This window comes from Staphylococcus sp. FSL W8-1270, from assembly GCF_038007165.1.
GTDB classification, from domain to species: Bacteria; Bacillota; Bacilli; order Staphylococcales; family Staphylococcaceae; genus Staphylococcus; species Staphylococcus hominis.
The window spans coordinates 1,803,595-1,827,154 of sequence record NZ_JBBOWQ010000001.1 but is presented as its reverse complement, the minus strand read 5'-3'; the positions used below and the strand labels follow the sequence as shown (position 1 = coordinate 1,827,154).

The following is a 23,560-nucleotide window of genomic DNA, read 5'->3' as shown; positions in this document are numbered from 1 at the left end:
GGGGCATGATGAATTTAAAGCAATCCATTGAAGAAATTGTAAAACAACCTGATTATGAACCGATGTCTGTATCAGACTTTCAAGATGCTTTAGGTCTTAGTAGTGCCGACTCATTTAGAGAATTAATAAAGGTGCTCGTTGAACTTGAACAAGCAGGATTGGTAGAGCGAACAAAAACAGATCGCTATCAACGTAAAGTATCAAATAAGAATTTAAGTTCAAAATTAATAAGAGGTACTTTAAGTCAAAATAAAAAAGGCTTTGCTTTTTTACGCCCAGAAAACGAAGAACTTGAAGATATTTTTATTCCACCAACAAAGATTAATCGTGCTTTAGATGGAGATACAGTAATAGTTGAATTACAAAAATCCAGAGGAGAGCATCGTGGAAAAGTTGAAGGTGAAGTAAAATCTATAGAAAAACACTCTGTCACACAAGTGGTAGGTACGTATAGTGAAGCAAAACATTTTGGTTTTGTCATTCCTGACGATAAACGTATTATGCAAGATATATTTATACCTAAAGGACAGAGTCTTGGAGCTGTAGATGGTCATAAAGTACTTGTCCAAATCACAAAATATGCTGATGGTACAGATAATCCAGAAGGACATGTGTCTGCTATTCTAGGTCATAAAAATGACCCAGGAGTAGATATTCTTTCAATTATTTATCAGCATGGAATTGAGATTGAATTTCCTGATGAGGTATTAAAAGAAGCGGAATCAGTCCCTGAAGAAATAAAACCTGAAGAAATTAAGGGACGAAGAGATTTAAGAAACGATCTTACAATTACAATAGATGGTGCAGATGCTAAAGATTTAGACGATGCAATTAGCGTTAAACGTCTAGATAATGACCATACGGAATTGACAGTAAGTATTGCAGACGTAAGTTATTACGTAAAAGAAGGCTCTGCGCTAGATAAAGAAGCTTATGATAGAGCAACGAGTGTATATTTAGTGGACCGTGTTATTCCAATGATTCCACACCGTTTAAGTAATGGTATCTGTTCATTAAATCCTGAAGTAGATCGTTTAACGTTAAGTTGTCGTATGGAAATAAATGAGCGTGGCGAAGTGGTGAATCATGACATATTTGATAGTGTTATTCATTCAAACTATCGTATGACATATGATGCAGTAAATCAAATTATTACCGAAAAAAATACAGAAGTGCGTCAACAATACAGTGAAATTGTCCCAATGTTAGATTTAGCACAAGATTTATCTAATCGACTTATCCGTATGCGTAAACGTCGTGGTGAAATTGATTTTGATATTAATGAAGCAAAAGTGTTGGTCAATCAAGAAGGACTACCTACAGATGTAATAATGCGAGAACGTGGTGAAGGAGAGCGTTTAATTGAATCATTTATGTTAGCAGCCAATGAAACAGTTGCTGAACATTTTAACAAATTAGAAGTGCCATTTATTTATCGTGTTCATGAACAACCAAAATCAGATCGATTACGCCAGTTCTTCGACTTTATTACTAATTTTGGTATTATGGTTAAAGGCACAGGTGAAGATATTCATCCTTCAACATTACAATCTATCCAAGAAGAAGTTGAAGGTCGTTCTGAGCAAATGGTTATTTCAACAATGATGTTACGTTCGATGCAACAAGCACATTATGATGATACAAATTTAGGTCATTTCGGCTTGTCAGCAGAATATTATACACATTTTACTTCCCCGATTCGTCGTTATCCAGATTTAACTGTCCATCGCTTAATTCGTAAGTATCTTGTCGATCACTCTATGAATCATAAAGAGATGCATAAATGGGAAGAAACATTACCAGAATTAGCAGAACATACATCTCAACGTGAACGTCGCGCAATTGAAGCAGAGAGAGATACAGATGAGTTGAAGAAAGCAGAGTATATGATTCAACATATTGGTGATGAATTTGAAGGTATTGTAAGCTCTGTTGCCAATTTTGGTATGTTCGTTGAATTACCAAATACGATAGAAGGTATGGTTCATATTTCTAATATGACAGATGATTATTATCAATTTGATGAAAGACAAATGGCGTTGATAGGTGAACGACATGCTAAAGTGTTTAGAATTGGTGATGAGGTAAAAGTTAAAGTTACTCATGTAGACGTAGATGAACGCATGATAGATTTCCAAATTGTTGGCATGCCATTACCTAAAAATGATAAATCACAGCGTCCTGCTCGTGGAAAAACGATTCAAGCTAAAACGCGTGGTAAATCTTTAGATAAATCCAAAGATAATCATCATAAAAACAAAAAGAAAAAACGTAAACAACGTAAGGGTAAAAATCAACGTCAACGTGATAAACAAAGCTCAACTAAGCATAAACCTTTTTATAAAGATAAAAATATTAAGAAAAAAGCGCGTCGTAAGAAAAAATAATCAGCAAAGAGGTGACATACAGTAATGGCCAAGAAAAAAACAAAATCACCAGGTACGTTGGCTGAAAACCGTAAAGCAAGACATGATTATAATATTGAAGATACCATTGAAGCAGGTATTGCGCTTCAAGGTACAGAAATTAAATCGATTCGACGTGGTAGTGCGAACTTAAAAGATAGTTATGCACAAGTGAAGCGTGGAGAAATGTACATTAATAATATGCATATTGCTCCATACGAAGAAGGAAATCGTTTTAATCATGATCCATTACGATCAAGAAAGCTGTTATTGCATAAAAAAGAGATTATCAAACTCGGCGAACGTACAAGAGAAATTGGATATTCGATTATTCCTTTAAAATTGTATTTAAAACATGGACAATGTAAAGTTTTATTAGGCATAGCTCGTGGTAAAAAACTGCATGATAAACGTCAAGCATTGAAAGATAAAGCAATGAAACGAGATGTTGATCGTGCAATGAAAGCCCGTTATTAAGCATAATTGTTGCTTAATCGGGCTCTATTTGTTATGATAAGTAAAGTTGTTTAAATTAAACTGTATCTTGTATTTTATTATATTGTGGGGGCGTTTTTGGATTCGACAGGGGTCCCCCGAGCTTATTAAGCGTGTCGGAGGGTTGTCTCCGTCATCAACACATTCAGTTAAATATAACTGACAAATCAAACAATAATTTAGCAGTAGCTGCGTAATAGCGCTCTGCATCGCCTAACAGCATTTCCTATGTGCTGTTAACGCGATTCAACCCTAATAGGATATGCTAAACACTGCCGTTTGAAGTCTGTTTAGATGAAATTTAATCAAACTAGCATATTGTTGGTTGTCTATTGCTTACCAATATGCGAAATGAATCAATAGACTACACACGTAGAAAGATTTGTATCAGGACCTCTGGACGCGGGTTCGAATCCCGCCGCCTCCATCTTATAGCTTGTAACCCTATTGGTTGCAAGCTTTTTATTTTGGTTCTACGTCAAATCGGACTGATGAGTCCAAATATTGAGATTAAGCAACCTTAAGTTGTTTAATCTCTTTTTTTGTTGTTGAGGCAAATAGTCGCGAAGTTATAATAATTCGATTACGCAAATTATCATAATTTCTATAACCAAAAGATACCCTTTTAATGAGTTTGATTTTATTATTAATTCCTTCTAACGGACCGTTGGTCAGGTTAGAATATGTCATAGTATTTTCAATGAAAGCTGCTAATCGTCTTAAAGTTCTAATGACTGGGCGTAATTTAGGACACACATCTGAAAGATGAATAGAAAAGAGTTTATGATTAAATTTCTCTATTTGATTTTCTTTTAATAATCTTCTTAGCTCATGAACGTAGTGATATGTATTAAATAATTCTACATCTACACCTAATAAGTAATTTATAATGCTTTTTTCGGTTTTCCACTCTTTAAATAAATGGACTTTATGATAATTAAATGTTTCTAGCATTTCAAAAGGTTTAAGAAATAGTTTCCAATAACTTTTATATTTATTATAAAGCGGTCTATTAGAGATTCTATAACTATTCATTACATGAACTCTAGACATATTTAACGCTCGATTTAAAGATTGAACAATATGAAAACGATCAATAATAATCTTCGCGTTAGGAAATAATTGTTTGATTAGTGACATATATGGTTCATACATATCAATCGTTACTGTTTTGACTTTTTGTCTGAGTTTTAAAGAATAGCGATAAAAATGATCTTTAAGCGATTTCAACTTACGATCCGCTACCACATCTACGATGCGGTGCGATACAGCATCTGCATAAATAAAGCTCATTTTTCCTATAACATTTTTAACACTTTTAAATTCGTCCATCATTAAGTGTTCAGGTAGAGCATCAAAAGAAGACTGACCTACGTCGCTTGCCGCTTGATTAATCACTCTAGACACAGTCATTGATGATACTAAGCATGACTTAGCGATAGATTTTTGAGACCGGTATTCTTGTGCTTTATCTAAAACTGCAAGTTTTGTTTTATTAGAAATAAAACAATGAGCGTCGACAATATTAGATTTAGCAGTAAAATGACTGTCACATGATTTACAATAAAATCTTTGTTTTTGAAGTTCTAAATAAGCGGGCATTTCCATAATTTTAAGTAAAGTAATCGTTGAGGTTTTCTTACCATTTTTTACTATAGAGAAATTTTCATTTTTAGTTGAACAATTTTCACAATGTGTAGGTTGATAAGTGAGCTCGGCATAGTAAAACAAGCTCATTCGTCCTTTATGTTTTTTCTCAATCACTTTATCTGAAAAATTTAGATTTTTATCTTTAATTCTTAATGTATTTAATATAGACTTACACATAGGCGCATTACCTTTCTTTTTTATTTTGTGTGGTAACTAATAATTATAGAGGTAATTGCGCCATTTTTGTATTCAAACATAAAAATTGGACTGATGATTTTTAGTCATCAGTCCAATTTATTATAGAGCCTTTATTTTTATTGCCCCAATATAGCCCCCAAATATACCCAATAAAAATGCACCCTATAATTAAGATGCAATATTTTTGTATAAAACTATTTCATTTTTATCATTGTGAATTTCAAGGATAATATCATGAATTTTCTCATCTTCACTATAAGTATCTTTCATTTCATTATATTTAAAATATGCTAACTGTCTATTTGTCCTTTGTCCCAGTTATGTTGCGTTTTTATTGATTTTTTTGTTCTAAATCCGTAGAAGCGGTTTATCTTTTTAGGTGGGTTTTTAATAATTAAATTTCCTAGTAAAATCATAAAAATACTTGAAGGAAATAAAAGCATTTGATAACTTCCTTTTTCATGTTTTTGAAGAGCTTCTTTCTTAATATTATATAGAAATAATGCAACGAAAAAAATAATGTAAGTATGATGTTAATAAATTAAAGAATGATGAATACTTTTGACTAACACTAGATATAAGTCAGTTAGTCTAAGACAAAATAGAAATAACGAACTTTTATGATTGGTAAATCAACTGTGGTGATTAAATGTAATGCAATTTATATTTACATTTATGTGATAAATCATTTTGCCTCAAATATACAATGTTTTTAAATTTCAATTATTTATTGTAATAACATTAAAACGTTGATATATTAATGTTTGTAACGTTTTTTTTAATATATATTAGGGTAGTTTTAAAGAAAATAATTTATAATTTAATTGTTTGGAGAGAAGTAATGAACAATCAATCAAAATATTTTCATCATGTAGAACATAGGAAATTTCAAAGTAGTTCAAAAGCAACGCTTTGGTCTTCTTTGATTATTACGTTGATTTTTACAATTGTAGAGTTTGTAGGTGGGTTATATGCTAATTCACTTGCTTTATTATCAGATTCATTCCATATGTTAAGTGATGTTTTGGCACTAGGGTTGTCTATGCTTGCTATTTATTTTGCAAGTAAGCCTCCAACGAAACATTATACGTATGGATTTTTAAGATTAGAAATTATTGTAGCTTTCTTAAATGGCTTAGCATTAATTGTTATTTCGTTAGGTATTATGTATGAAGGCATTTTGAGAATCATACATCCTGAATCGGTAGCAAGTGGTATCATGATATTTGTAGCTGTATTAGGTCTTATTATAAATATCATTTTAACACTTATTTTATATAGATCTTTAAGAAAAGAAGATAATGTTAATATTCAAAGCGCATTATGGCATTTTTTCGGAGATTTATTAAATTCAATTGGCGTTATCGTAGCAGTAGTACTTATTCATTTTACTGGATGGGAAATTATTGACCCAATCATTAGTATCATCATTTCTCTTATCATTTTAAATGGTGGATATAAAATAATTAAAAATGCTTGGAAAGTGTTAATGGAGAGTATTCCAGATGGATATGATTCAGATGAAATTATTAATGCAATGAAAAGCGTTGAAGGCGTTATAGATGTGCATGAATTTCATTTATGGAGTATCACTACAAACCATAGTTCATTGAGTGCTCATGTTGTTTTAAGTGATGAATATACTAAATGGCCATATTCAACGGTTAATAAAGTTTCTGAATTGTTGAAAGAAAAATATAATTTAGAACATGTTACACTACAAATTGAAAATATTCATCTTAACCATTTAGATGAAGATTACTTTAAACAATACGAAGAATGATAATTAAATAAGAGTAGAAGCGATGGATAGTAAGAGCGCTTCTACTCCTTATTTTTAGTTTTTATTTATTTTTTTACTATCTACGCGTTCAGAATTGCCTTTAGATTTGTGTGCTTTTGGATTATTTTTTTTATGTGCACTTTCGTTTACATCTTTGACTGTATCATTACTATGACTACATGCACCTAATACTAGAAAGCTTGAAAGTGTTAGTAAGGCTAATTTTTTCATTGTCTCATCCCTTTGTTTTAAGTCGTATCATATTTTAGTATGGCATATTAAATGTAATATTCAATAAATATTTATAAGTTTTAAAAAGAAGTCGAAAATAAAAGGTAGAGCCTCAAAACTCTACCTTTTTTATTATTAATTGTTTATTTGGTTTATATTATTATTCGTATTACCGCTTTGTGTATTTTGAGTTGTATTTGATGTGCTATTTTGATTTACATTATTAGTGTTGTTTTTTGTTGTATTAGATTCATTTGTATGATTATATTGAGTACTATTTTGACTATTCTGGGTTTGAGTAGAATTTGTTTGTTTTAAATCATTATTTGCTGAATTCGTCTGATATTGAGATGTGTCTTGTTGGTGTGTTGAAGGTTCTTGGTGTCGTTGTGTAGAATTTTGGTTATTTGTAGTCGCGTTATTTTGTTCAGTAGTTGGGTTTTCTTGTTGTGTAGTTGGTGATTCTGATGACTGAATTGAATGTTCTTCTGTGGCGGGTGTGTTTTCTTGAGTGGCAGGAGTGTCCTGAATAGACTCATTTGATGTATCCTTATGATCTTTCTTAGAATTATTATCTTTTTTATTATTATTTTCTTTATTTGTTTTATTATCTTTAGGCTTTTCTTTTTTTACAGGAGTGATGTCACTTTTAGAGGGATTATTACTCTCAATGACTTTATGAATACCCAGTGCAAGCATACTTAATAAGATAATAATAATAGCCATAGCAAGCATTTTTAAGTAATTTTTATTCTTAAAAATAGCAATAATACCAAAAATAATGACTATACATGCGATTAAAAATAAAGTAATGCCTAGATAGAATATAATGTTATCCATAACTGACCTCCATAATTACAACATATCAATCAAATATTACTATAATTATTACATAATAAATATTAATATTTATTTAACATTTTATTATTTTTTTAAAACAATTTAGTTAATAAAATTATTAATATAATAGTGTTATTCATTCGATTTATTGTAAATGTTAATTTCTTCATTTTTAAAATTGATTGAAACATATAACTGGTCATCATATGTATTAATAGGAAGAGACGGTGTATTCAGTTTAAACTCTGATAGAATTTTAAATGAACCATTATTTAAAGGTTCAACTATAGATACATCATTTTCGTTTTGTTGTATAAGTAGATTTCTATTCGTCATATTATTAATTTTCCAATGATTCATGTAAACTCACCTCTATTAAAAATAAAAAGCCTGAAACATACTCAATACATATGTGCAGGCTTTAAAAGTTATATTCATAGTTAAATAAATATATTTATTTAAGACTTTTAAGCAAAGATCCTTGAATAGGAATAACTTGAAAAAATTAGATATTTTTAATTAAAGCTTTGTTCAATTTCAGTAAAAGCTTTATTTGTAACTTTAATATTATAAATTCTATCAGACATAATATTACCATCTAGATAGCCATGATCAATAAGAACTTTACAATTTTCTAAGAAATCGCTATATTTTCTATCGCAAAAATAATCATCTTGAGCTGTAATACTATCTTTAAAATTATTTGCTTCTTCCTCTGTTTGACCACTATTTGAACGTTCCATATATAGCTTATAAAATTTTGCTACTGTATATTTTTGTTCGTTAGTTAATTCGTCCATAGAAACGCCTCCTAAACTCATTACTTATATATACCCAATTTAATTTAATTAAAAAACTAAAAAAACGATATTACATTTATTGAGCTTTTTTAATACCTTGATCTACTGCTTCGGCAAATCTATAAAATGTTCTCGTATAATTTTTGGGGGATCGTCTATTATTTTTATCCAAGTTGTTATGTTTAAAAAACAAAGCTCGTTGGCGAGTCGTCAATTCTAGTTGCACTCCTGTATCTTTTTTATCTCTATTAATAATATTATTATTGGAAAGGGCCTCAATTCCTTTAGGCGTTTTTTGTACTGTAAATCCATGATCAGTTAATGAATGACGTAATGTTTGAACCAATTTTTTATCTTGACCACCTACGTAAACAATGGGTTCATCGCCTGCATATCCGTGAATAGATACTGTTTTTGACGAATGGTTGAGCATATCTAATAATTGAGGTTCATCAAAAACAGTAGAAGTAATATGTAGTTGAGCATTATTATCTGAACGTAGACCTTCAAATGAATAAAAATTATATTGACCAATATTTGAAATACGACGAGCGAGTTCAGTGGTTCCAGGTTCAATACTTCCACCATGAATCGCTGTAATTAAGGTATCGCTGTGCTTACGGTGTTTTGTGATTATTTTCCAATCTTTATTTTTTGTTGTATGTTGTTTTAAATCATTAAAGTTAGCATAGTAATCTAAAGATTGATTTTGTTTTAAATCAAAATGTTTATAAAAGTAAAGAAAGAAAAGAATAAATAATATAATAATAAGAGTTAAAAAGATGTAATAAAAAAATCGATAATTTAATTTTTTGTTTTTCATAAAAATAAGTTGTTCCTTTAAATATCATTTCTTAGTATAGAAAAGTATAGCGTAACGCCATAGTCTTTAACTATTAGTATGTTTTTACAAGCTTAAGGCGATAGTCATTATTAAAATTATCAACTAAAGCATATGGAGAGATAATCAGTAAACCATGATCATTTATCGTATCTTTACTTACACCGTATTTATATGCTTGATAAATAATTTTAGTACAATATGTAAAGCGTTCACTTTTTAAATTAAGTGTAACTAAATAAGTTTTATCACTATTTTTATAATGAGCTTTTGCCCAATCAGCTGCTTTTTGACCTGCATTAGGATATTCACAACGATATATTTTAATCCAATCATTTTTTTTAACGCCAAATCGCTGTTTAAATGATTCGAAAGATTCAGTAATAGGCTTATCGCCAGGTCCTTCAATTTGTAAAACAGTATCATGATCTAAAGCAATACTTGAATGTCCAAAGAAACCAAATAATACCGGACCTTTTGTAAGAATAATGTCACCAGGTTGTAATTTGAAATCATTTCCTTTTCCTGAAGATGAAGAAGTGGAACTTATAGATGCATAAGTATGAGAAGGGAACGCGAAAAATAGTAATGAAGTGAAAATAACAAATATAATACGCTTCAATTGAATAGTCTTCAATTTATATCTCCTTAATTGTTTTATAGAGGAATATATAAAAAAGAACAAAATAAGATTGTATTTTGTTCTTTTAAACTCTATTTATAAAATACCAAATATTAGTACATATATCAGTAAAGCAAAACCAAAAATATAAAAGATGACTGTAAAGCCTAAATATGATTCTTTACGTTCTTCTTTTTTAGATTTTAGCAATAACCCTAATATAATTGAAGCAGCAACAACAAATATAATACCGAGCCAAAGTAAAATCGTTAAATGTGTACTCATTTGTAAACCTCCCACATTTTAATTAAAAAAAGTTATATATCAGTGGATATATATAATATAAAAAAATGATTAGATTAGTTAAAAAAATTATTTCGCTTATAAGGTTTTTATCCAAAATAGCGGCAATTAAACTGAATGAAATAGTAAGGCCACATATGATTAAACCAGGTATGAGCCAAAAATAATCATCTAACTTAGGAAAATAGGTGACAGTAATATTAAAACCTAGAAATAAAAGGGTAATCATAATATTAATCCAAAATAATTTATTAATATTCATAGGTAGTGTCACCTCTATAACAATGATGTCTTTTTTATCATCATATCACTTCTTTAAAAGAAAGGTAAAACTTTAATTCTTATTAAAAGAATTACTTCGTAAATACACAGAAAAAAAGCTGGCGATTAAACTAAAATATACTCATCGGCAGTCATAAATATGTATGATTACACTAATAAACATATCAATTAAAAGGGAAAATCAGAAAAGTAAATAGAAGAGTATAAAAGTTCAAAAAATCATCACATTTACAGAAAGTTAATATCCGCATAGAATGTTTTTAGTGAATAATTAAAAATAAAGTGTTTTAATTATTTTAATAAAACCAATTAAAACATTACAACTTTTATAAAAATCTAACTTACTGATTTGCTTATATAAATAAACATCACTCATTTAGAAATAATAAGATGATAGGAGATACTGAAATGTTGTAATGTGAGGAGGAAAAAATGACATTTTATGATTTTGTTATTGGATTTATTAATGATGATACACCACTAGGAAGTTTAGCAAACTACATTGTAAATGATCATAAATTTCCCAAAAACGAACGCAATAATAAAGAAATTAGAGCATATGTTATGTCAAATTACGTTGATCACCAACTTATCGAAAGCGCTAATCGAGCAATTAGCCTCTATAAATTAATTTGAATTAGGATAGTACCAATTTTGTTGCTTTAGCGCATTCCATATATCTTTAGTTTTAAAGTTTAATTCATTATCTCTAATTGAAAAAGGTTCTATAATTTCTCTATCTAACCACGAATGAATAAGTTCACTAGGAACTCCATCAAGTAACATTTCTGATTTACTTATTACAAAACATTCCCAATCTAATGAGAGGTTATTAGGATTGACATAATTGTATTGATTATGATCATTCATAATGAACGCTCCTTTATTTGTAAAACTTATAATTCATTATACCCCTTATAATGAGAATCAAACGAGTAGTAATTAATTTTTTACCTTTAGTTATTTTTAAGTATAAAAAAATTAAGGTATACTATGTATGGATTATAAAGTGGTGTAAAAGAAAGTTGCCTATATTATTTAAAAAATATATTGAGGTGAATGTAATGAGTAAAATACTCTATTTAATGAGACATGGACAAACTATGTTTAATTTAAGAGGGAAAGTACAAGGTGCAAGTGATTCTCCACTTACTAAATTAGGAATATCTCAAGCGAAGCAAGCAGGTCATTACTTTAAACATAATCATATTACTTTTGACGAAGCATATTCATCTAGTTCGGAACGAGCATGTGATACGTTAGAAAATGTTTTACCTGATCAAGCATATCAACGTAATAAAGGATTAAAAGAATGGAGTTTTGGGCTATTTGAAGGAGATAGTGTTCAATTATTGGATGCAGTTTGGGATAAACACGATATTTTTGGAACTAGACTACGTGCTTTCGGAGGAGAAACGAAAAGTGAAGTTGAACATCGTATCGTCACAACATTAAGTAATTTATTAGAGTCCTCTAATGGAAAAACATTCTTAGCGGTAAGCCATGGTACAGCCATTCAGGTTTTTTTAAGAAAATGGATAGGTGATGATATGGCAAATCAATATATCATTGGAAATTGTTGTATTTTAAAATTCATTTATACACATGGAAAATTTGAATTTCTCGATATGGTTGATCCTACAATCGATGATGTCAATAAATAAAATTATTATCCTGGCTATTTAATATCATAGAGTAGCCAATGAACATCGAAATAAGTATCATCTACTTTAAATGAGTTTTTTTCAATCCCTAAAGTTTCAAAACCAAGTGCAGTGAAAAAAATCTTTGCACTAATATGATTGGACGTAATACAAGTCATTAGTTTTTCAATATGACGAGCCTTTGCATAATTAATCACTTCACAGATTAAATTTTGCAAAGTAATCTCGTCTTTTTTGTCTTTTAAAAAGAGATTTTCTAACATTGCTTTATGTTGTGTGCCTACTTGTTTGAGTTGTCGCAATGTAACACCAGCCACAAGTTTTTCATTTTTAAAATTGCCAAAAATATTACAATACTCTTCTTCTTTAGATAGAATGTGTTTTAAATAATTTGGAGACACATGTTGAAAATAAAGTTTATCCCATGAATAAGTATGTGAATCATTTGATATTAAAGTAATATATTGATTTAAATCATTGTTAGTAAGAATTCTAACTTCTGACATTATACTCACCTCAAATTATCATTAGCATTTAATAATCTATTTATACAAATTAATTGAATTATAAATATTTTATAAACTTTAATTAATAACTATATATATAGAATAGCTTATTTTAAAAAATTATACAAAAAGTGTGAGAATATATAGACATTAAAATAATATCTATCATACATCGATATTTTTAAACTTAATTTTTTAGATAGGAAATGGGCAAGATAGGATTCAATTTGAACACGTCGTTCAACTCTAGCAATACATCCCCAAGGACGTAAATGTTCTTATTGAAAGTCATTATGTTAACTTTCATACTACTATTGAAATAACTTGATATCAGCTTTTTTCAATTCAGTCTTTATCTATCAACACATAAAAAAATCCTGAGACATAATGAGGTGTCTCAGGGTTTTTTTAAATTATAAAATTTTAATTTTAAAGAATAATGCTAATTAGTCAACAACTTGAACATTTAAATCTACATCGATGTTGCCACGAGTTGCTTTTGAATATGGACAGAATTCGTGAGCATCTTGTAGATATTTTTCAGCGTCTTCTTGAGATAATACATTTTTAACTTTTGCATCAATAGATACGCTTAATTTTGGACTTTCAGCATTTGGATCATCTTCTAAGCGTACAGTTAAAGTTACCTCAGGTTCTGCTCCGCGAACTTTATTTTGTTTTAAAATAAGGTCATATGCACCATTGAAGCATGAAGCATAGCCAGCTGCGAATAATTGTTCAGGGTTAGTTGCGTTTCCATCTGCTTGTTGTGGTGGTAATACATCTACATTTATTGCATTATCGTCTGTGTGTACGTGTCCTTTACGTCCACCAACGTTTGTTGCTTTAGTTTCATATTGAACTGCCATTATTATTACCTCCTAAATTCGAATATAATTATTGTATACCCAACTAAAACGTTTTAAATCATGATTTGTAAAAATTAACATGAATTTTAAACATTGGCGAGTGTGACATAAATAGTTTAAAATAATATAAAATTGTAAATGGTAAGAAAAGAAGGGATTATATGGCAGAAGTAAAGGTAGCTGCAACCATAGCACCTCAAGATATAATAGATAATGAAACGTTAAATAGTATCAATGATAATCATGCATATATAGATATCATTGAGTTGCGTATAGATCAATGGGAGAGTCATCATCACGAACATTTAATGAAAAACCTTTCACTTCTAAATGAAATAAAGGGTCATTTCAAAATATTGGTGACATATCGCACACTTTCTCAAGGTGGAAAAGGTCAGTTAACTAATAAAGAATATTTACAGTTAATTGAAACAATTTCCTCAATAGATGCATTTCAAATGATAGATATAGAATGGGAGTCAAATATAGATGTTGAGACGCATAAGCGTATTATAGAAAATGCACATCGTCATCAGAAGCAAATAATTGTCTCATATCATAATTTTTTAGAAACGCCACCGTTAGAAGAATTAAAGTTCACATATTATAAAATGCTAAAATTAAATCCTGAGTATGTAAAAATTGCAGTAATGCCTAAGGAAAAAAGGGACGTAGCAACGCTATTAGAAGCAGTAGCTTATACATCTGAAGCGATTTCTCAACAAGTTATTGGGATATCTATGTCTCGTTTAGGATTAGTGAGCCGAACTGCTCAAGGTGTTTTTGGGGGGACAGTGTCATATGGTTGTTTAGGTGAACCTCAAGCGCCAGGACAGATTCATGTTAAAGAACTAAAAAAACAATTATTATTTTACGAAAACATGTAGTATACATTGAAATGTCATCGATATCCGCGTATAATTGATAATAGTTATCAATATAGAGGAGCGATAATTGTGGAATTACAAGAAGTAATTTCTTTAAGAAGAAGTATAAAGAAATTTAAACATGATATGGTTATTAATGATGAAGATGTATTTAAAGCCATAGAACAAGCTACTGACGCTCCTAATCATGGTATGAGAGAACCGTGGAGAGTTATTCATGTTTCTAAAGATAGATTAGGAGATATGAGTAGAGATATTACACGTTTTGCCTTTCCAAATAGTCCGGAAAAACAAGAAGATCATTATAACGCGGTGACAAATTTAGGAGGTATGTTAGTTTTAGTACTTAAAACTGACCCACGACAACGACAAAATCGCGAAAACTTTTTTGCGATGGGTGCATACACTCAGAATCTAATGTTATTACTCTATGAAAAAGGTATTGGTACATGTTGGAAAACGCCATTGTACATCTTTGAACCAAAAGTAAGAAAAGCATTTGGTATTGCTAAAGATGAAGCTATTGCAGGTTTATTGTATCTTACTGATTTAGAAGAGGTTCCACCTAAAGCAAAACGTAAAAATAAACATTTAATCTCAGAATATTAAAGAAACCACACTCAAAATAACGAGTGTGGTTTTTTAATTATTTATTAAATGTTTCTTTTAAGAATGATTCAACTTGTTCAGGTGATTTTGCATTAGCAGAATGTAAATGGGCATGTTTTTGACCATTTTCAAATATAAGTAAACTTGGGATACCCATGACTTCATTGTCTGATGCTACATCTTCTAATTCATCACGATTTACTGAATACCATTTATAGTCGTTATACTTGTCAACGATTGGATCAATCCACATATCCATTGCTTTACAATCAGGACACCAACCAGCTTCAAATTTTACAATAACAGGTTGTTCACTTTGAATAACTGAATTAAATTCTTCAGTAGTAGTAATATTTTTCATACTTTACACTCCTTTTAGCTTGTTTTATATATTATAACTAATTACTAATGTTTAGAAAAAAATAAAGCTTAAAAAGTAGAGCGTTTATTTAAATAATCTGATATATTTAGAATAAGTTTAAATAGGAGGATAATACTGAATGATTAAATTTTATCAATATCCAAAATGTACAACTTGTAAAAAAGCTGCTCGATTTTTAGATGAGCATGGAGTGAGTTATGAGTCTATAGATATTGTGCAACACACACCTACAAAGCAAGAATTCAAAGAGTTAGTAGTTAAATCAGAAGTGGAAATCAATAAATTCTTTAATACACATGGTGTGAAATATAGAGAACTTGGTTTGAAAGATAAATTAAATGAATTATCTAATGATGAAAAATTAGAACTCTTAGCCTCAGATGGAATGTTGGTAAAACGTCCGCTAGCGGTTTCGGGTGAAAAAGTTACATTAGGTTTTAATGAAGAACAATACAAAGATGTATGGTTATAGAAAGTATAATCACAACTTTTAATATTAATAGTTGAATGAAAACTTACGGTATGGCATCATTAAATTGTAATTATTTTTAGGAGGGGATTTTCGTGGCAGTACCGAGCGAATTCAAATATTCTAAGGAACATGAATGGGTTAAAGTTGAAGGAAATACGGCAACAATTGGTATTACTGAATACGCGCAAGGTGAATTAGGAGACATCGTATTTGTCGAATTACCAGATGTCGATGATGAAATTAATGAAGGGGATACATTTGGTAGTGTTGAATCAGTAAAAACAGTATCTGAATTGTATGCACCTGTTTCTGGGAAAATTGTTGAAACAAACGACGAATTAGAAGATAGTCCAGAATTTGTTAATGAATCACCTTATGAAAAAGCATGGATGGTAAAAGTTGAATTAAGTGACGAAAGTCAATTAGATGAATTACTATCAGCTGAACAATACTCTGAAATGATTGGCGAATAATTTTTTAAAACTCCTTGATATTAAATCTAGGAGTTTTTTATATAATTATATTAATTATCTGTAAATTGTGTTTATATTCATCAATAACGTGAAAAAGTAAATGATTGTTTAATATCGACTTAGAAGGTGGATGAACATGGCAATTTTAAATAAAGTTATCATTGTTGAAGGTAAATCTGATAAGAAGAAAGTGCAACAAGTCATTGCTGAACCTGTAAATATTATTTGTACACATGGTACAATGAGTATCGACAAACTAGACGATATGATAGAAACGTTATATGGAAAACAGGTCTATATTCTTGCCGATTCAGATGATGAGGGCGAAAAAATTAGAAAGTGGTTTAAACGTTATTTAAGTGAAAGTGAACATATCTATGTAGATAAAACATATTGTGAAGTCGCACGTTGTCCCAAAAATTATCTTGCTCATGTATTGAGTAAATACGGATTTAACGTAAAAAAAGAGAAAAAACTTATACCTAATTTAAGTTCTGAAAGGTTAGTACTTGTGAATGAATAATTCTATTAAAATCGAAGACATCAAAGAACACTTTGATAAAGATAAACATTTAATATTTGGATATACTCCTATGTGTGGAACATGTAAGATTTCAGAGCGCATGCTAGATATTGCAAATGATATCGAACAATTACCACTTAAAAAAATTGATTTAAATTTCCATAAGTATTTTAGTGAAGAATATAAAATTATGTCTGTACCTGTACTGTTAATTATGGATAAGGATAAAGAGGTAGATAGAATCTATGCATTTCAATCCGTGCCATATTTGTTAGAAAAGTTAAAAAAATGATTGACGAATTATTAGTACAGTGATAGGATATAAATTAATTAAATAGTGCGAAAACTCTTATCGAGAGAGGTGGAGGGATGTGCCCTACGAAGCCCGGCAACCGTCTATAATGGAAATGGTGCCAATTCACATAAAGTTTAAGACTTTAGAAGATGAGAGAAAGATAATTTTAAATGCTTTCTCATCTCTCTAGATGGGAAAGCATTTTTTAATTACATAAGGAATTTAAGGGAGGCATTTAACGTGATTGAGTTAAATCAAGTTGTTAAACGCTATCACACAAAGAACAAAGATGTACTAGCAGTAGATCACGTTGACTTGAATATAGAATCAGGCTCAATTTTTGGAGTGATTGGGTTTTCTGGTGCTGGTAAAAGTACGTTAATTCGAATGTTTAATAATCTAGAAGAACCGACTTCAGGGGATATCATTATAGATGGAGACAATATTAACAAACTTTCTAAGTCAGATTTGAGAAAAAAACGACAAAAAGTAAGTATGATTTTCCAACATTTTAATTTGTTATGGTCACGTACTGTCATTAGTAATATTATGTTCCCACTAGAAATAGCTGGAGTATCTCGTGCAGAAGCAAAACAAAGAGCTTTAGAACTTGTAGAGTTGGTCGGTTTAAAAGGTCGTGAAAAAGCTTATCCTTCAGAATTATCAGGTGGTCAAAAACAAAGAGTTGGGATTGCTCGTGCATTAGCGAATGATCCGAATGTCTTATTATGTGACGAGGCTACAAGTGCGCTAGATCCACAAACAACGGATGAAATTTTAGATTTACTATTAAAAATAAAAGAAGAAAGAAATCTAACGATTGTGATTATTACACATGAAATGCAAGTGATTAGACGCATATGTGATGAAGTTGCAGTGATGGAAAATGGGCGTGTTATTGAGCAAGGTAATGTTGATGAAGTATTTGAAAATCCTCAACATGAGGTGACAAAACGATTCGTGAAAGACGATTTAGACGACGATTTTGAAGATTCAATTAAACATCTAGAACCATTGAACAAAGACGCTTATATTGTAAGATTGAATTTCAACGGTAATAATACCACACAACCTGTTGTATCTGATATTACGCGAATGCAGAATATTGAATTAAATATTTTGGAAGCAAATATTAAAAATACACGTACAGGTTCAATTGGATTTTTAATTGTACATATTCCACATATTAGTGAAGATGGATTTAATACATTTGTAACTGAGTTACATAAACAACACGTAAATGTGGAGGTGATTAAACATGGATAAATCATATGGTGATATCTTCCATGAAATGATTACTATGCCTAACGTGCAATGGCCTGAAGTTTGGCAAGCAATATATGAAACACTTTATATGACTGTAGTGTCAACCATTTTTGCTTTTATCTTTGGCTTAATCTTAGGTGTGCTGCTTTTCTTATCAGCTAAAAGTGATGCACCTGGAGCTAAAATTTTCTATACGGTAGTTTCATTTATAGTTAACTTGTTCCGTGCGATTCCATTTATTATTTTAATTTTGTTATTAATTCCGTTCACAAGTGTATTATTAGGTACAATTAGTGGACCGACGGGAGCACTTCCAGCATTAATCATTGGCGCTGCACCGTTCTACGCAAGATTAGTTGAAATCGCATTTAAAGAAATCGATAAAGGCGTTATTGAAGCAGCATGGTCTATGGGTGCGAATACTTGGACAGTCGTTCGAAAAGTATTGCTTCCAGAAGCAATGCCAGCACTTGTTTCAGGTATTACAGTAACTGCTATCGCTTTAGTTGGTTCAACTGCTATTGCAGGCGTTATTGGTGCAGGTGGTTTAGGTAACTTAGCTTACTTAACTGGTTTTACACGTAACCAAAACGACGTCATTCTAGTGTCAACCGTATTTATTTTAATTATTGTATTTATAATCCAATTCATCGGGGATTGGCTTACAAATAAAATTGATAAACGATAATAGAAAAGAGGACAGATTAAATGAAAAAACTTTTAAGTTTAGTATTAGTACTTACACTGACAGTTGTATTAGCTGCTTGTGGTAAAGGCGGAGACGAAAAAGATAAAAAAATCGTTGTAGGTGCCTCACCAGCACCACATGCTGAAATCTTAGAAAAAGCAAAACCACTTCTTGAGAAAAAAGGTTATAATTTAGAAATTAAAACAATCAATGATTACACTACACCTAATAAGTTGTTAGATAAAGGTGAGCTTGATGCTAACTACTTCCAACACGTTCCTTATTTAAAAACTGAAAGTAAAGAAAAAGGATACAAAATTGAAGATGCAGGTAAAGTTCATTTAGAACCAATGGCTGTTTATTCTAAAAAATACAAAAGTTTAAAAGACCTTCCTAAAGGTGCGACAGTTTATGTTTCAAATAACCCAGCTGAACAAGGTCGTTTCTTAAAATTCTTCGTTGATGAAGGCTTAATTAAAATTAAAAAAGGCGTAAAAATTGAAGACGCTAAATTTGAAGATATTACTGAAAACAAAAAAGATATTAAATTCAATAACAAACAATCAGCTGAATATCTTCCAAAAATCTATCAAAATCAAGATGTAGATGCAGCTATTATTAATTCAAACTATGCTATTGATCAAGGCTTAAGTCCACAAAAAGATTCAATTGTAGTTGAAAAACCTAATAATAACCCTTATGCAAACCTAATTGCAGTTCGTAAAGATCATAAAGATGATGAAAAAATTAAAGCTTTAGTTGAAGTATTACAATCTAAAGACATTCGTGATTTCATCAATGAAAAATACAAAGGTGCAGTTGTACCTGCAAAATAATGAATAATAATGCAGTAAAAAGAGGCTGGGACATAATTCCTAACAAAATAGCCAGTAAATGAGTTTATTATAAATTCATTTACTGGCTTCTTTATTTACAATACTACGTATTGTTGGCTCGCTTTCTTAGGGGACAGCTTCAGCCTGTAGTCTTCAGCTTGTCCTGTTCCCTCAAGAGTCTCGCCAAAATACTTTGTATTTATATGTAATTTTACATTGAAATACTTTAAAAAAATAAGGCCCTTTCGTATAATTTAATAAATATCACTAAACTAAATTAACGAGGTGCCTTATGTATAAAGATTATAACATGACTCAACTTACTCTACCATTGGAAACTTCAGTTCTTATCCCCACAAATGATATGTCACGACATGTCAATGATATTGTAGAAACAATTCCTAAAACTGAATTCGATGAATTCAGACATCATCGTGGTGCAACCTCATACCATCCAAAAATGATGTTAAAAGTCATTCTATATGCCTACACACAATCTGTGTTTTCAGGTCGTAAGATAGAAAAATTACTTAATGATAGCATCCGGATGATGTGGCTATCACAAAATCAAAAGCCTTCTTATAAAACGATTAATCGATTTAGAGTCAATCCAAAAGTAGATGCTTTATTAGAATCATTATTTATTCAATTTCATAGTCAGTGTTTGAAACAACATCTTATAGATGATCAGGCCATTTTTATTGATGGTACGAAAGTTGAGGCGAATGCCAATCGATATACATTTGTATGGAAAAAGAGTATTCAAAACCATGAGACAAAAATGAATGAAGATTCTAAAGCACTCTATCATGAATTGATAACAAATAAAATCATACCTGAGATTAAAAAAGATCACGATAATGACTTAACAAAGGAAGAAATAGATTTGATTGGTAGTCATTTGGATAAAGAAATCGAAGATTTAAATCAACATATCGATAATGAAAAATGTACTAAAATAAGAAAACAAATACGGCTCAAAAGAACTAAAATTAAACAATACAAAAAGCAAATTAATGATTACTCTGGGCGAAAGCATAAATACGACGTCCAAAAATCTATTTTAAAGGATAGAAATAGTTATTCTAAAACAGATCATGATGCCACATTTATGAGAATGAAAGAAGATCATATGAAAAATGGACAACTCAAGCCAGGTTATAATTTACAAATAGCGACAAATTCTCAATTCGTTTTATCTTATAATGTGTATCAAAATCCGACTGATACAAGAACGATGATACCATTTTTAAATTTAATTCAAGAGACCTACGGTCATTTACCTGAATATATTGTAGCTGATGCAGGTTATGGTAGCGAACCCAATTATATGGCAATTATAGATGATTTTAATCGAATACCACTTATAACCTACGGTATGTTTATAAAAGATAAAACTAAAAAATATAAAAGCGACATCTTTAACACTCAAAATTGGGATTATGACGAAATTAACGATGAATATATTTGTCCAAACAATAAGCGATTGGGTTTTAAAAGATATGCCTATCGCCATGATAAATATGGGTTTAAGAGAGACTTCAAATTATATGAATGTGATGATTGTTCAGAATGTCCTCTGAGACACCAATGCATGAAATACAATTCAAAAACGAATAAAAAAATAATGAAAAATTATAATTGGGAATATTTTAAAGCCCAAATTAATAAAAAGCTTTCAGAACCAAAAATAAAAACCATCTACAGTCAAAGAAAAATTGATGTGGAGCCTGTTTTTGGATTTATGAAGGCTATTTTGGGTTTCACTCGAATGTCCGTTCGAGGGATAAATAAAGCCAAAAGAGAACTAGGATTTGTGCTAATGGCACTTAATATAAGAAAAGTAACAGCTCAACGAGCTGAAAATAATCAAAAAAATTATAAAAAAGACAATTTCTATATTATTTCAATAGAAATTGTCTTTTTTCACTTATCTAGATACTTTATGTCCCGGACTCTTTTTTATTTTATATCAATACATTTATTGCAGTCATTTATATTATAAACTTGAATCGTCTTGATATAGTATTCCAACGCCGATACCACCTTGACCCATCGCATATTCAAATTTAACAATTTCTATATATGGATGTTCTTCTAAGAATGCATTGACTTTTTTATTTAAACCTTTTTCTGTCATAGCAGTAAAATTAACAAATGTCATAGTTATCATCTCCAATTGGATAAGTAAATTGAACAATGTTATTATAACAATTATTTTAATTAGACAGAAAATATAAAAAAATAACAGAATTTATGTTTATACATGATATGTATTGGGTATGTTAATATTACAAAAATCATTTAAGAATGAAATGTTCAACAAGGAGGAATTTAAAATGGCAGAAGATAAATTTGAACAAGCTAAAGGTAATATTAAGGAAACAGTTGGTAATGCAACTGATAATAAAGATTTAGAAAAAGAAGGTCAAGGCGACAAAGCTTCAGGTAAAGCTAAAGAAGTGGTTGATAACGTTAAAGATAAAGCAAATGATGTTATTGATAAATTAAAAGGCGATAAATAAGTCGTTTTAACTAGAAGAGAACGCATGTGTTAAACACATGCGTTTTTTGTTTATTTTAGAATATTATGTCTGAGTATCATTGTTAGACGTAATTAGTCCTAATGAATAACTTACTATATATCCTATTACTAAAGAAATAATCGAAACAATCCATTCTACTGGTGATTTAGGAATTCCTGGGAATACAGCATAAATTGAACCAATAACAAAACCAGTAATTAAGGCAAATGTTCCAATAAAGTGGTGGGTTAAAAAGTATTTTATAATACGGCTTGAAAATAGAAATCCACATAAAATACCTAAACCAACTACTATTAATATAGGCAGACCGGTAAAGTTAAATTTAGCTAAATTAGCAATAGCTAACATTATTGTTCCATATGCACCGAATACAAGTAGCATAAATGAGCCAGAGATACCTGGAAGTAGCATTGCACTAGAAGCACAAACACCTGCTATAAAATATTTAATAATAAGACTAAAAGATAATTGAAGTGTTAAACTTGATTGCTGTGTGCTAGGATTTAATATTGTTAATGCTACTATAACTATGATTCCTAAAATTAATAATCCATAGTGTTTAGTTGTAAATGTTTTTTTAAAATCTGAAGTTTTTAATAGGTAAGGGACAATGCCTATAATTAAACCAGTAAAAAAGAACATCGTTATTACATGATGATGATCGAGTAGGTAATGAATTAAATTACTAAGTACACCAATCGCTAAAATCATTCCTATTAATATAGGAAGTAAAAATTTTAGACTTGGCCAAAACCGTTTAGAAAACAATCCACTAATGGATGAAATAAAATCATCATAAATCCCTAAAAGTAAAGCAATGGTACCTCCACTGATTCCTGGAACTAAATCTGAAGTCCCCATAGCAAATCCTTTTAAAATATTTTTCCATTTGAATGTCATAAAGGTCTCCTTTCTTTCTTTATTAAGTTAATACGAATATTACCAAATTTTCACCTTACATTGAAATATTAAATAGTTAATCATCGTTAGTATCTAGTTACCTATTGAGAACAGATGCCTTTTGATTATCAGTCGCACTTGAAAATTGAAGTGATTTCGAAACAGTTTTGGCGAAAATATAGTCTTTTTTGTTA

At 30.1% G+C, this 23,560-nt stretch carries 31 protein-coding genes, 1 other RNA gene and 1 riboswitch; of the genes, 17 read left to right on the top strand and 15 right to left on the bottom strand.

Features of this window, described 5'->3' with window-relative positions:
- Positions 1 to 8 precede the first annotated feature (8 nt).
- The 3 genes from rnr to ssrA all read left to right on the top strand — a co-directional run bounded on the left by rnr (position 9) and on the right by ssrA (position 3,330).
- A complete protein-coding gene (gene rnr / locus NSU06_RS09120; RefSeq protein WP_340779864.1) occupies positions 9 to 2,387 on the top strand; it encodes a ribonuclease R in 2,379 nt (792 codons plus the stop codon).
- A gap of 24 nt (positions 2,388 to 2,411) precedes the next feature.
- Positions 2,412 to 2,882 (top strand): SsrA-binding protein SmpB, encoded by a 471-nt coding sequence (gene smpB, locus NSU06_RS09115; RefSeq protein ID WP_017175898.1) that lies wholly within the window; start codon positions 2,412 to 2,414, stop codon positions 2,880 to 2,882.
- Positions 2,883 to 2,968: 86 nt separating this feature from the next.
- Positions 2,969 to 3,330: a transfer-messenger RNA gene (ssrA, locus tag NSU06_RS09110) on the top strand.
- A gap of 80 nt (positions 3,331 to 3,410) precedes the next feature.
- Here the strand turns inward: ssrA and NSU06_RS09105 are convergent.
- Complete coding sequence (locus NSU06_RS09105; RefSeq protein ID WP_049419732.1) at positions 3,411 to 4,727, bottom strand: ISL3 family transposase; 1,317 nt, start codon at positions 4,725 to 4,727, stop codon at positions 3,411 to 3,413.
- 862 nt (positions 4,728 to 5,589) lie between these two features.
- Here NSU06_RS09105 and NSU06_RS09100 point away from each other — a divergent pair.
- On the top strand, positions 5,590 to 6,531 hold the full coding sequence (locus NSU06_RS09100; protein ID WP_019835719.1) for a cation diffusion facilitator family transporter: 942 nt from the start codon (positions 5,590 to 5,592) through the stop codon (positions 6,529 to 6,531).
- Positions 6,532 to 6,585: 54 nt separating this feature from the next.
- On the opposite strand, the gene NSU06_RS09095 is transcribed toward NSU06_RS09100, so the two are convergent.
- From NSU06_RS09095 to tsaA, 8 genes are all read right to left on the bottom strand, one after another.
- Positions 6,586 to 6,762, bottom strand: coding sequence for a hypothetical protein (locus NSU06_RS09095; protein WP_019835718.1), 177 nt, complete (start codon positions 6,760 to 6,762; stop codon positions 6,586 to 6,588).
- Positions 6,763 to 6,897: 135 nt separating this feature from the next.
- The gene (locus NSU06_RS09090) at positions 6,898 to 7,602 is read right to left on the bottom strand and encodes a hypothetical protein (RefSeq protein WP_017175892.1); all 705 of its coding nucleotides are present in this window, start codon (positions 7,600 to 7,602) and stop codon (positions 6,898 to 6,900) included.
- Between the two features lie 132 nt (positions 7,603 to 7,734).
- Positions 7,735 to 7,962 carry a hypothetical protein gene (locus tag NSU06_RS09085; RefSeq protein ID WP_019835716.1) on the bottom strand — a complete coding sequence of 76 codons (228 nt, stop codon included), beginning with the start codon at positions 7,960 to 7,962 and terminating at the stop codon, positions 7,735 to 7,737.
- Positions 7,963 to 8,117: 155 nt separating this feature from the next.
- The gene (locus NSU06_RS09080; protein WP_019835715.1) at positions 8,118 to 8,402 is read right to left on the bottom strand and encodes a hypothetical protein; all 285 of its coding nucleotides are present in this window, start codon (positions 8,400 to 8,402) and stop codon (positions 8,118 to 8,120) included.
- A 76-nt stretch (positions 8,403 to 8,478) separates the two neighbouring features.
- Positions 8,479 to 9,225, bottom strand: coding sequence for a poly-gamma-glutamate hydrolase family protein (locus tag NSU06_RS09075; protein ID WP_049379259.1), 747 nt, complete (start codon positions 9,223 to 9,225; stop codon positions 8,479 to 8,481).
- Between the two features lie 73 nt (positions 9,226 to 9,298).
- A complete protein-coding gene (gene lnsA / locus NSU06_RS09070; RefSeq protein WP_371089541.1) occupies positions 9,299 to 9,865 on the bottom strand; it encodes a lipoprotein N-acylation protein LnsA in 567 nt (188 codons plus the stop codon).
- A gap of 96 nt (positions 9,866 to 9,961) precedes the next feature.
- Positions 9,962 to 10,150 (bottom strand): type II toxin-antitoxin system toxin TsaT, encoded by a 189-nt coding sequence (gene tsaT / locus NSU06_RS09065; RefSeq protein WP_017175887.1) that lies wholly within the window; start codon positions 10,148 to 10,150, stop codon positions 9,962 to 9,964.
- 22 nt (positions 10,151 to 10,172) lie between these two features.
- Positions 10,173 to 10,430: a type II toxin-antitoxin system antitoxin TsaA gene (tsaA, locus tag NSU06_RS09060; protein WP_017175886.1), complete on the bottom strand. Its 258-nt coding sequence runs from the start codon at positions 10,428 to 10,430 to the stop codon at positions 10,173 to 10,175.
- Positions 10,431 to 10,882: 452 nt separating this feature from the next.
- Here tsaA and NSU06_RS09055 point away from each other — a divergent pair, with 452 nt between their 5' ends.
- Complete coding sequence (locus NSU06_RS09055) at positions 10,883 to 11,086, top strand: sterile alpha motif-like domain-containing protein (RefSeq protein WP_017175885.1); 204 nt, start codon at positions 10,883 to 10,885, stop codon at positions 11,084 to 11,086.
- Here the strand turns inward: NSU06_RS09055 and NSU06_RS09050 are convergent.
- Positions 11,078 to 11,320: a hypothetical protein gene (locus NSU06_RS09050; protein WP_017175884.1), complete on the bottom strand. Its 243-nt coding sequence runs from the start codon at positions 11,318 to 11,320 to the stop codon at positions 11,078 to 11,080. The two genes, NSU06_RS09055 and NSU06_RS09050, sit on opposite strands and share 9 nt — an antisense overlap.
- Before the next feature lie 194 nt (positions 11,321 to 11,514).
- Here NSU06_RS09050 and NSU06_RS09045 point away from each other — a divergent pair, with 194 nt between their 5' ends.
- A complete protein-coding gene (locus NSU06_RS09045; protein WP_019835711.1) occupies positions 11,515 to 12,114 on the top strand; it encodes a histidine phosphatase family protein in 600 nt (199 codons plus the stop codon).
- Positions 12,115 to 12,128: 14 nt separating this feature from the next.
- Here the strand turns inward: NSU06_RS09045 and NSU06_RS09040 are convergent, their stop codons facing one another.
- Together NSU06_RS09040 and NSU06_RS09035 are read right to left on the bottom strand one after the other, a co-directional pair.
- Positions 12,129 to 12,620: a GNAT family N-acetyltransferase gene (locus NSU06_RS09040; protein WP_048761455.1), complete on the bottom strand. Its 492-nt coding sequence runs from the start codon at positions 12,618 to 12,620 to the stop codon at positions 12,129 to 12,131.
- Positions 12,621 to 13,066: 446 nt separating this feature from the next.
- Positions 13,067 to 13,489: an organic hydroperoxide resistance protein gene (locus tag NSU06_RS09035; RefSeq protein WP_002448074.1), complete on the bottom strand. Its 423-nt coding sequence runs from the start codon at positions 13,487 to 13,489 to the stop codon at positions 13,067 to 13,069.
- A 161-nt stretch (positions 13,490 to 13,650) separates the two neighbouring features.
- On the opposite strand from NSU06_RS09035, the gene aroD reads away from it, so the two are divergent.
- Together aroD and NSU06_RS09025 are read left to right on the top strand one after the other, a co-directional pair.
- Positions 13,651 to 14,376 (top strand): type I 3-dehydroquinate dehydratase, encoded by a 726-nt coding sequence (gene aroD / locus NSU06_RS09030; RefSeq protein ID WP_048761457.1) that lies wholly within the window; start codon positions 13,651 to 13,653, stop codon positions 14,374 to 14,376.
- Positions 14,377 to 14,445: 69 nt separating this feature from the next.
- On the top strand, positions 14,446 to 14,985 hold the full coding sequence (locus NSU06_RS09025; protein ID WP_002448165.1) for a nitroreductase family protein: 540 nt from the start codon (positions 14,446 to 14,448) through the stop codon (positions 14,983 to 14,985).
- Positions 14,986 to 15,022: 37 nt separating this feature from the next.
- On the opposite strand, the gene NSU06_RS09020 is transcribed toward NSU06_RS09025, so the two are convergent.
- On the bottom strand, positions 15,023 to 15,346 hold the full coding sequence (locus NSU06_RS09020; protein WP_048682682.1) for a thioredoxin family protein: 324 nt from the start codon (positions 15,344 to 15,346) through the stop codon (positions 15,023 to 15,025).
- A 139-nt stretch (positions 15,347 to 15,485) separates the two neighbouring features.
- On the opposite strand from NSU06_RS09020, the gene NSU06_RS09015 reads away from it, so the two are divergent.
- The 8 genes from NSU06_RS09015 to NSU06_RS08980 all read left to right on the top strand — a co-directional run bounded on the left by NSU06_RS09015 (position 15,486) and on the right by NSU06_RS08980 (position 21,925).
- The gene (locus NSU06_RS09015) at positions 15,486 to 15,839 is read left to right on the top strand and encodes an arsenate reductase family protein (RefSeq protein ID WP_048761460.1); all 354 of its coding nucleotides are present in this window, start codon (positions 15,486 to 15,488) and stop codon (positions 15,837 to 15,839) included.
- A gap of 92 nt (positions 15,840 to 15,931) precedes the next feature.
- Positions 15,932 to 16,312 (top strand): glycine cleavage system protein GcvH, encoded by a 381-nt coding sequence (gene gcvH, locus NSU06_RS09010; protein WP_017175879.1) that lies wholly within the window; start codon positions 15,932 to 15,934, stop codon positions 16,310 to 16,312.
- 136 nt (positions 16,313 to 16,448) lie between these two features.
- Positions 16,449 to 16,835: a toprim domain-containing protein gene (locus NSU06_RS09005; RefSeq protein ID WP_002448075.1), complete on the top strand. Its 387-nt coding sequence runs from the start codon at positions 16,449 to 16,451 to the stop codon at positions 16,833 to 16,835.
- A complete protein-coding gene (locus NSU06_RS09000) occupies positions 16,828 to 17,127 on the top strand; it encodes a thioredoxin family protein (protein ID WP_002448091.1) in 300 nt (99 codons plus the stop codon). The genes NSU06_RS09005 and NSU06_RS09000 overlap by 8 nt, the downstream gene beginning before the upstream one ends.
- 54 nt (positions 17,128 to 17,181) lie before the next feature.
- Positions 17,182 to 17,286: riboswitch (SAM riboswitch) on the top strand.
- 84 nt (positions 17,287 to 17,370) lie between these two features.
- Positions 17,371 to 18,396, top strand: a complete 1,026-nt coding sequence (locus NSU06_RS08995; RefSeq protein ID WP_017175878.1) for a methionine ABC transporter ATP-binding protein — start codon at positions 17,371 to 17,373, stop codon at positions 18,394 to 18,396.
- Positions 18,389 to 19,084, top strand: coding sequence for a methionine ABC transporter permease (locus NSU06_RS08990; protein WP_017175877.1), 696 nt, complete (start codon positions 18,389 to 18,391; stop codon positions 19,082 to 19,084). The genes NSU06_RS08995 and NSU06_RS08990 overlap by 8 nt, the downstream gene beginning before the upstream one ends.
- A gap of 20 nt (positions 19,085 to 19,104) precedes the next feature.
- Complete coding sequence (locus tag NSU06_RS08985) at positions 19,105 to 19,920, top strand: MetQ/NlpA family ABC transporter substrate-binding protein (RefSeq protein ID WP_017175876.1); 816 nt, start codon at positions 19,105 to 19,107, stop codon at positions 19,918 to 19,920.
- A gap of 292 nt (positions 19,921 to 20,212) precedes the next feature.
- The gene (locus NSU06_RS08980) at positions 20,213 to 21,925 is read left to right on the top strand and encodes an IS1182 family transposase (RefSeq protein ID WP_049379459.1); all 1,713 of its coding nucleotides are present in this window, start codon (positions 20,213 to 20,215) and stop codon (positions 21,923 to 21,925) included.
- On the opposite strand, the gene NSU06_RS08975 is transcribed toward NSU06_RS08980, so the two are convergent.
- Positions 21,920 to 22,084, bottom strand: coding sequence for a hypothetical protein (locus NSU06_RS08975; RefSeq protein ID WP_002448129.1), 165 nt, complete (start codon positions 22,082 to 22,084; stop codon positions 21,920 to 21,922). The two genes, NSU06_RS08980 and NSU06_RS08975, sit on opposite strands and share 6 nt — an antisense overlap.
- A 175-nt stretch (positions 22,085 to 22,259) precedes the next feature.
- Here NSU06_RS08975 and NSU06_RS08970 point away from each other — a divergent pair, with 175 nt between their 5' ends.
- The gene (locus tag NSU06_RS08970; protein WP_002448111.1) at positions 22,260 to 22,445 is read left to right on the top strand and encodes a CsbD family protein; all 186 of its coding nucleotides are present in this window, start codon (positions 22,260 to 22,262) and stop codon (positions 22,443 to 22,445) included.
- A gap of 63 nt (positions 22,446 to 22,508) precedes the next feature.
- On the opposite strand, the gene NSU06_RS08965 is transcribed toward NSU06_RS08970, so the two are convergent.
- Positions 22,509 to 23,366, bottom strand: a complete 858-nt coding sequence (locus tag NSU06_RS08965; protein WP_019835074.1) for a DUF368 domain-containing protein — start codon at positions 23,364 to 23,366, stop codon at positions 22,509 to 22,511.
- Positions 23,367 to 23,560 lie beyond the last annotated feature (194 nt).